Consider the following 7,051-nt stretch of genomic DNA (forward strand, 5'->3'; position numbering starts at 1 on the left):
TCACACCTTTTCTTTCTCTAGTTTTCCAAACAATCCATTTGGTTGGATTAATAGCACTAGTATTAAAATAACAAAAACAATGGCATCGGCGTAGGCGCTTGATAAATAAGCTCTGGTTAGAACTTCAATTATTCCAAGAATGAGTCCACCCACTACAGCTCCTGGTATTGAACCAATTCCGCCTAAGACTGCAGCAGTAAATGCCTTAATACCAAGCATAGAACCCATAAAAGGTTGAATTTGTGGATAGCTTGCTACATATAAAACAGATGCAACACCTGCAAGAGCAGATCCTATAGCAAAGGTCATAGTCATAACTTGGTTTACATTGATACCTACAAGTTCTGCTGCACCATAATCTTCACTTACAGCCAGCATAGCCTTGCCATACTTGGTTTTGTTTACAAATAAATTTAATAGATAAGTTAAAATAATTGTAGAAATTATTGTAATTACTGTTGCTAGTGATAGGTGAACATCCCCAAAAGATAAGGACTTTTGTGGGAAAAGTGCTGGTAGAGGTTTGGCATTTGATGTAAATATCTTTACAAAAAGGTTTTGTAAAAATAAAGAAACACCAATTGTTGTTATAAGTAAAGAAATCCTTGATGAATTTCTTAAAGGTTTGTAGGCAACTCTTTCTATCAAAACACCTAAAAGTGTGCATACTATAACAGCAGGTACTACTGCTAGCCATAGAGGAAGGCCTGTCTTAAAAAGTGGGAGGCCTATTGCTAAAAATACAGTATAACCTCCAACCATGATAATATCACCATGGGCAAAATTTATTAATTTGGCTATACCATATACCATTGTATATCCGAGAGCTACAAGGGCGTAGATACTGCCTAATTGTAAGCCATTAAAAAATTGGCTGATAAAATCCATTAATATCTCCTCCTAATAGGAAACTTCACATTTTAACTTGGGTCTGACTTTAGCCAGACCCCTTAATTTTTATCTTACTTATTTACTCCTACATCGCTGTCAAATTCATACTTACCATTTTCTATTCTTATCATTTTTGCTGTCTTAACTGGGTTGTTGTTTTCATCGTAAGTGAATGATCCAGTTATACCTTTAAATGATACTTTCTTTAGAGCAGCGATTACCTTATCCCAATCAAAACTTTTAGCTTCTTCTACAGCTTGTTTATATAGATAAACTGTATCATATCCTTCTGCTGCAAATGTTGATGGGTCGTCTTTGTAAGCTTCCTTATATGCTTTTATAAATTTTTGAACATTTTCACTTGGATCTTCAAGGGTAAATTGGTTGGTAAAGTATGAATTGTTTATAGCATCAAAGCTTGATTTATCCATTACTGATAAAACTGTATCCCAACCATCTGCTCCCACTAGAGTTGCATCTATACCAGCATCTCTTACTTGTGGAACTATTAGGGCTACTTTTTCGTAATAATCTGGGATGAATAATACATCTGGTTCTTCTTTTCTAACCTTAGTCAATTGAGCCTTGAAGTCTGTATCGCTATCACCATAAGATTCGTCAGCTACAACGTCCATACCAAGTTCTTTGGCTTTTTTAACAAATACATCAGCAACTCCCATAGAAAAGTCTGATGATTGGTTACGAAGTACTGCTAGTTTCTTTGCCTTTAATTTTTCTTTTGAGAAGTTTGCTAAAACTTCACCTTGGAAAGGATCTGTAAAGCAAGTTCTAAATACATTTTCCTTACCCTCTGTTATATTAGCTTGGGTGCCTGTTGGTGTGATATAAACAACTCCGTCATTTGTAGAAGATTCAGCCATAGCAAGAGCTGGCTTTGAAGGTACACCACCAAGAATAGCACCAGGTTTTTCTTCCATTAATTTGTTGTAATTTGTAACTGCATCAGTTATTTCACCCTTATCATCATATTCTGACCACTCGATTTTTTTACCAAGGATACCACCAGCTTCATTTATTTCTTTGATAGCTAGTTTTATTCCATTATTGGTTGTGATTCCGTAGATTGAAAGTGGGCCAGTTAGTGGAGCTGAGTTTCCAAGTTTAACTGTATCTCCCATTTCTGTTTTGCTTTCTTTGTTGCTTCCTTCATTATTTGAGCATCCTGTAAATACAAGACCTGCTAGTAACATTCCAACTGCTAATTTTTTACTTAATTTCATAATCTCCTCCTATAAATTTTGGGAATAAAAAAACCTTCGTCTCTTTACTCCACTTGGATAAAGAGACGAAGGGTAATATACATAATTTTACCATCCGCGGTACCACTCTTCTTCATCTAATGATGCACTTAATTCATTTAATGAATAGCTCTGTAACGGGAGCTCCCGACAACACCTACATTTCGGTGGGCAGCTTGATGGTGATTTTCGTTAAAATATCTTAGTATCTTTCACCTTCCGATACCTCTCTAAAAAGAATCTCTCAACTACTCTTCCATGTCATAGCTTTTCTTTGATAAGGTAAGTATACGACAATAAAATTATCTTGTCAAATTTTTTATTAAATAATTATTAACTTCTACTAATTATTATTAATGAATCCCTTATCAATTCCCTATATTTCAATATTTTCCCAATAAAATACCGCACACCATTAATAAGTATGCGGAATATAATTATATGCCTAATAGAACAGAAGCTACTTCAAAATAAATTAAAAGTACGCCAGTATCTACTATAGTTGTGATAAGTGGACCTGCCATTACAGTAGGATCTATGTGTAATTTATCAGCTAATAGTGGCAACAAACCACCGATTATGTTTGATATTACTATTGTTAAAAACAAAGTTAAGGAAACAGTTAGATTTACAGCAATGTTTACATTATCAACAATAAGAATTCTTAAAAAGTTGATTGCTACAAGTACCAAAGATACCAAGGTACCTACTCTTATTTCTTTAAAAATCACCTTAAAAAAATCTTTGGCTGATAAGTTTCCAGAGAACATCTGGGTCATAATTGTTGTTGATGACTGACTTCCTGCATTACCACCAGAATCCATGAGCATTGGTATATAAGCTGTAAGGGCCACTGCCTGAGCGAGAAGACTTTCATATCTTTGAATAATAAAGCCTGTCATTGTGGCTGTGATTAGACATATTACCAACCATGTTGTCCTATTTTTTGCAATTGTAAATGATGATTCATCAATATATGATTCACCTTGATCAGAAATACCTGTAATATTAGCAAAGTCTTCTTGCAACTCTTCGTGAACTACGTCAATTACGTCTTCTGCAGGTACTATACCGATTAGCCTACCCTCAGAGTCAATAACTGGTACTTCTCCTAGGTCATATTTGATAGAAAGCTTTGCTACTACTTCTTGGTCATCGGTAGGGCTTACAGCTGCAGTGATTTGTTGGGTAATTGACTCGATAGTTGCTTTCTTATTCCTGATAAGGTCAGCGATAAAAACAAAACCTGTTAGGACTAAAGAATCATTTGTAACCCATATTTGTTCAAGTTTTTCCGCATCTAGATCGCTTTCCATGACTTTTTTCATGGCCGCTGCTGGAGTCTCGCTTGACTTCACAGATAAGAAGTTAACTGTCATAATAGAACCAACAGATTCTTCTGGATAGCCAAGAAGTTCGTTTACAATTTCTCTCCTATCCCTGTCAATATGGCTTGTCATAAGCTTTTTTACCATATTTGCAGGCAACTCTTGCAAGGTATCTACAAGTTCGTCTTCATCAAGCTCTTTGACAAGGTCTTTAATACTTTCTTCGGATAAGATTTTTAACACCCTATCCTTATTGTCTGGTCTAAGTTCAGTAAAGGTATCTGCTAGCAAATCCTTATTTAAAAGTTTAATCCAAATAGCTACTGACTTTTCAGGCAATACCTCCAACTTATCTGCGATATCAACAGGGTTCATCTTGTTGATTTCTTTTTGGAGTTGCTTTAGATTATCAACGTTATAATTTCTTTCTGCCATTTATTTCTCCTATTTAATTAAAATATTCAAGTGAATATTTCCATATAATGGCAAATAGAAATTCGCCACTATACTAGTTTCTTATTTTCTTGCACCTTCGATAGGGCGACGCCTTATCCATTTCTCCTCCTCGTTTGAAAATTCATATTAACACAAATTATTTCTATGTAAATATGCATAGAACTCAATAGATATTATACAGTTTTTGCAAGTTTTCTGCAATCATTCAAATATTTTTACAAGAGCATTTTCAACTTCATCTAAGGAACTTATCTCTATATCTATAGGCAAATTCAAATGATTTTCTTTTGCTCTTGGGTTGTACCAGATTGTTTTTATTTTCGCCTTAACTCCACCAAGCATATCTGATGTGAGAGAATCTCCTATTATTACATAATCATCAAGTTTGTAGGACCCAATCTTTTTAAAAACAAAATCAAAAAATTTTATATCCGGTTTCTCAAAGCCAATGAGCTCTGATATAAAAGATTGCTTAAAAATTTTATTCAATTCTGCCCCCTCAAGTTTGCCTCTCTGTGCTGTAAGAGATCCATTTGTGACTGCATATTGATCATATTTACCCACAAGATGGTTTACAATTTCCTTGCCATAGGGATTAAAAACATAAGTTTTTCCAAGTTCCATTTGGTAGTTGTAATTAAAATGCGCAACATTTTTGCTATCAATTCCATATAAATCAAAAAAATCCCTAAACCTTCCTAAAAGGACTTCATCTCTTGTGACTTCATTTCTTTCAAGTCTTTCCCAATAATTAGTGTTTATTATTTTATATGCTCTAATCATTTCTTCAGTTGGTTTTTCTAAATCAAATATATCAAAGCAATTATTAATAGCTATGGTTTCCGCTAAATCAAAATTCAGAAGCGTGCCATCTATATCCCAAAGTATTTTTTTCATACTATCTCCTTATATAATATTTTACTATTTCTAATTTTTTATAAAACTATTTACTTTATCCATTTTTAATGATATCCTTATCATAAGAATGTGAGGTATTTATGAAAAAAACTATAAAAATTATCGGCTACTTGATACTAATATTAGTACTTGCCTTTATTTGTCTATTAGGATATTTAATGATTACAGAATACAAACCAAAAGACATAGAAGAAGTCGCAATATCAGGATCAGCAAAAGATAGAATAAAAGAAAACACTCCATACAAGATTTTAACATGGAACATTGGTTATGGTGGTCTTGATAAGGACACTGACTTTTTTATGGATGGTGGAAAAATGGTCAATCCTATTTCCAAAGACCATGTAGAAAACGCCCTAGCAGGTATTTCAAAAGAAATAAAAACAATTAATCCAGACTTGCTCTTCCTCCAAGAGGTAGACGCAGATTCGCAAAGAACCTACCATATAAATGAAGTTGAATACTTTGATAAAGAACTTAACGGAGCTTCAACCTTTGCATTTAACTACAAAGTTGGCTTCGTTCCTTTCCCAATCCCACCAATGGGCAAGGTGAATTCAGGAATCTTTACAAAATCAAAATTTGAAATAGAATCTTCCTACAGATACCAACAACCAGTGCCACATAAGTGGCCAGTAAGACTTGCCAACCTAAAAAGAGGCTTCAACGCTTCTTACCTACCAATAGAAGGTAGTGATAAATATTTAGTCCTAGTTAATGTCCACCTTGATGCCTACGAATCTGGTTCAAATGGAAGACTCGCCCAAACAAAACAAATAATAGCCTTCATGACAGAAGAATACAACAAGGGAAATTATTTGATAGTAGGTGGCGACTTCAACCAAGAATTAAGAAAAGGCTATGAAGCAAATGTCCCAGAAGGAATCTGGAACCCATCACCATTCCCTTATGACTACCTAACCGATAATATCAAACCTACATTTGATGAAAACACCAACTCATCAAGACTAAACCACAAACCATACGATCCAAACGACTCATACGAATGCATAATAGACGGATTTTTAGTATCAGATAACGTAGAAGTAAAATCCGTAAAAGGCCAAGCCATAGGCTTCGTAAACAGCGACCACAACCCAGTTTTGTTAGAATTTAGTCTAAAAGAAAATAAAGAAGATTAGTCAAAAAAATCGTCCAAGAGATAGATAACTTACTTTAAGTAATCTAATTCCCCGGACGATTTTTTATTTATTACGATACTAAATCATGTTTAGATAACAATCGAAAGTTTTAATATAAATTCATTTAGTATTTAGTGATTTAATTTCTCTCCTAATTCGAAATCAGCACTTTAGTAACATTGAGCAAATTTCCATTTACTTGTTTTAATCTACTCATGTATGTTAGTGATGACTTCGTGCTACTTATGATTATTTAATTCATAATACTATTTCAATCCACGCCTCCGTATGGGAGGCAACAAAATGGTAGATACCTACTTTCTGACTCCCTAAAAATTTCAATCCACGCCTCCGTATGGGAGGCGACCCATTGCCCGAAATATAGGTTATAATGGATATAGTATTTCAATCCACGCCTCCGTATGGGAGGCGACTAAAAAACACGATGAATTTTTAAACCGTTGGGACATTTCAATCCACGCCTCCGTATGGGAGGCGACCTAACCATTCTTTTTAATTCTTTGTGTCTTATGCTGTAATTTCAATCCACGCCTCCGTATGGGAGGCGACGTATTCCGAAGATGAATTGAAAGATATTTCCGAATTTATTTCAATCCACGCCTCCGTATGGGAGGCGACAGTATCAGCACCAATAACTTCATTTCCACCACTAGCATTTCAATCCACGCCTCCGTATGGGAGGCGACGTTTACAATTTCTGTTATCTCTTTAAGATCCTTGGTATTTCAATCCACGCCTCCGTATGGGAGGCGACCTTGATCGTCAGATGAGATCACTTGTTGAGTATGAATTTCAATCCACGCCTCCGTATGGGAGGCGACATACCCTATCGGTAAAAACACCTATACCCTATAGGATTTCAATCCACGCCTCCGTATGGGAGGCGACATAGAGATACCAAAAAAAGATTTCACTATGAAATTAAATTTCAATCCACGCCTCCGTATGGGAGGCGACGAATATTAATGAGCATGCTCTTGCTGATGAATTATTTCAATCCACGCCTCCGTATGGGAGGCGACATAGAGATACCAAA

At 35.1% G+C, this 7,051-nt stretch carries 5 protein-coding genes, 1 CRISPR repeat array and 1 other annotated feature; of the genes, 1 reads left to right on the plus strand and 4 read right to left on the minus strand.

Annotation, left to right across the window (positions count from 1 at the left end):
• From HMPREF1630_RS05115 to HMPREF1630_RS05130, 4 genes are all read right to left on the minus strand, one after another.
• Nucleotides 1–888 (minus strand): branched-chain amino acid ABC transporter permease, encoded by an 888-nt coding sequence (locus HMPREF1630_RS05115; RefSeq protein WP_004827658.1) that lies wholly within the window; start codon nt 886–888, stop codon nt 1–3.
• 74 nt (nt 889–962) lie between these two features.
• A complete protein-coding gene (locus tag HMPREF1630_RS05120) occupies nt 963–2,132 on the minus strand; it encodes an ABC transporter substrate-binding protein (protein ID WP_037327680.1) in 1,170 nt (389 codons plus the stop codon).
• A 58-nt stretch (nt 2,133–2,190) separates the two neighbouring features.
• Nucleotides 2,191–2,424, minus strand: a binding site (T-box leader).
• A 163-nt stretch (nt 2,425–2,587) separates the two neighbouring features.
• On the minus strand, nt 2,588–3,913 hold the full coding sequence (gene mgtE, locus HMPREF1630_RS05125; protein WP_004827662.1) for a magnesium transporter: 1,326 nt from the start codon (nt 3,911–3,913) through the stop codon (nt 2,588–2,590).
• A 222-nt stretch (nt 3,914–4,135) separates the two neighbouring features.
• Entirely contained in the window at nt 4,136–4,831 is a 696-nt protein-coding gene (locus tag HMPREF1630_RS05130; RefSeq protein ID WP_037327683.1) for an HAD-IA family hydrolase, read from the minus strand.
• Nucleotides 4,832–4,932: 101 nt separating this feature from the next.
• Here HMPREF1630_RS05130 and HMPREF1630_RS05135 point away from each other — a divergent pair, with 101 nt between their 5' ends.
• Nucleotides 4,933–5,994 (plus strand): endonuclease/exonuclease/phosphatase family protein, encoded by a 1,062-nt coding sequence (locus HMPREF1630_RS05135; protein WP_004827667.1) that lies wholly within the window; start codon nt 4,933–4,935, stop codon nt 5,992–5,994.
• Between the two features lie 268 nt (nt 5,995–6,262).
• Nucleotides 6,263–7,037: direct repeats of the CRISPR family, unit length 32 nt; unit sequence ATTTCAATCCACGCCTCCGTATGGGAGGCGAC.
• Nucleotides 7,038–7,051: the final 14 nt, after the last annotated feature.

Source organism: Anaerococcus lactolyticus S7-1-13 (assembly GCF_000758765.1).
Taxonomy (GTDB): domain Bacteria; phylum Bacillota; class Clostridia; order Tissierellales; family Peptoniphilaceae; genus Anaerococcus; species Anaerococcus lactolyticus.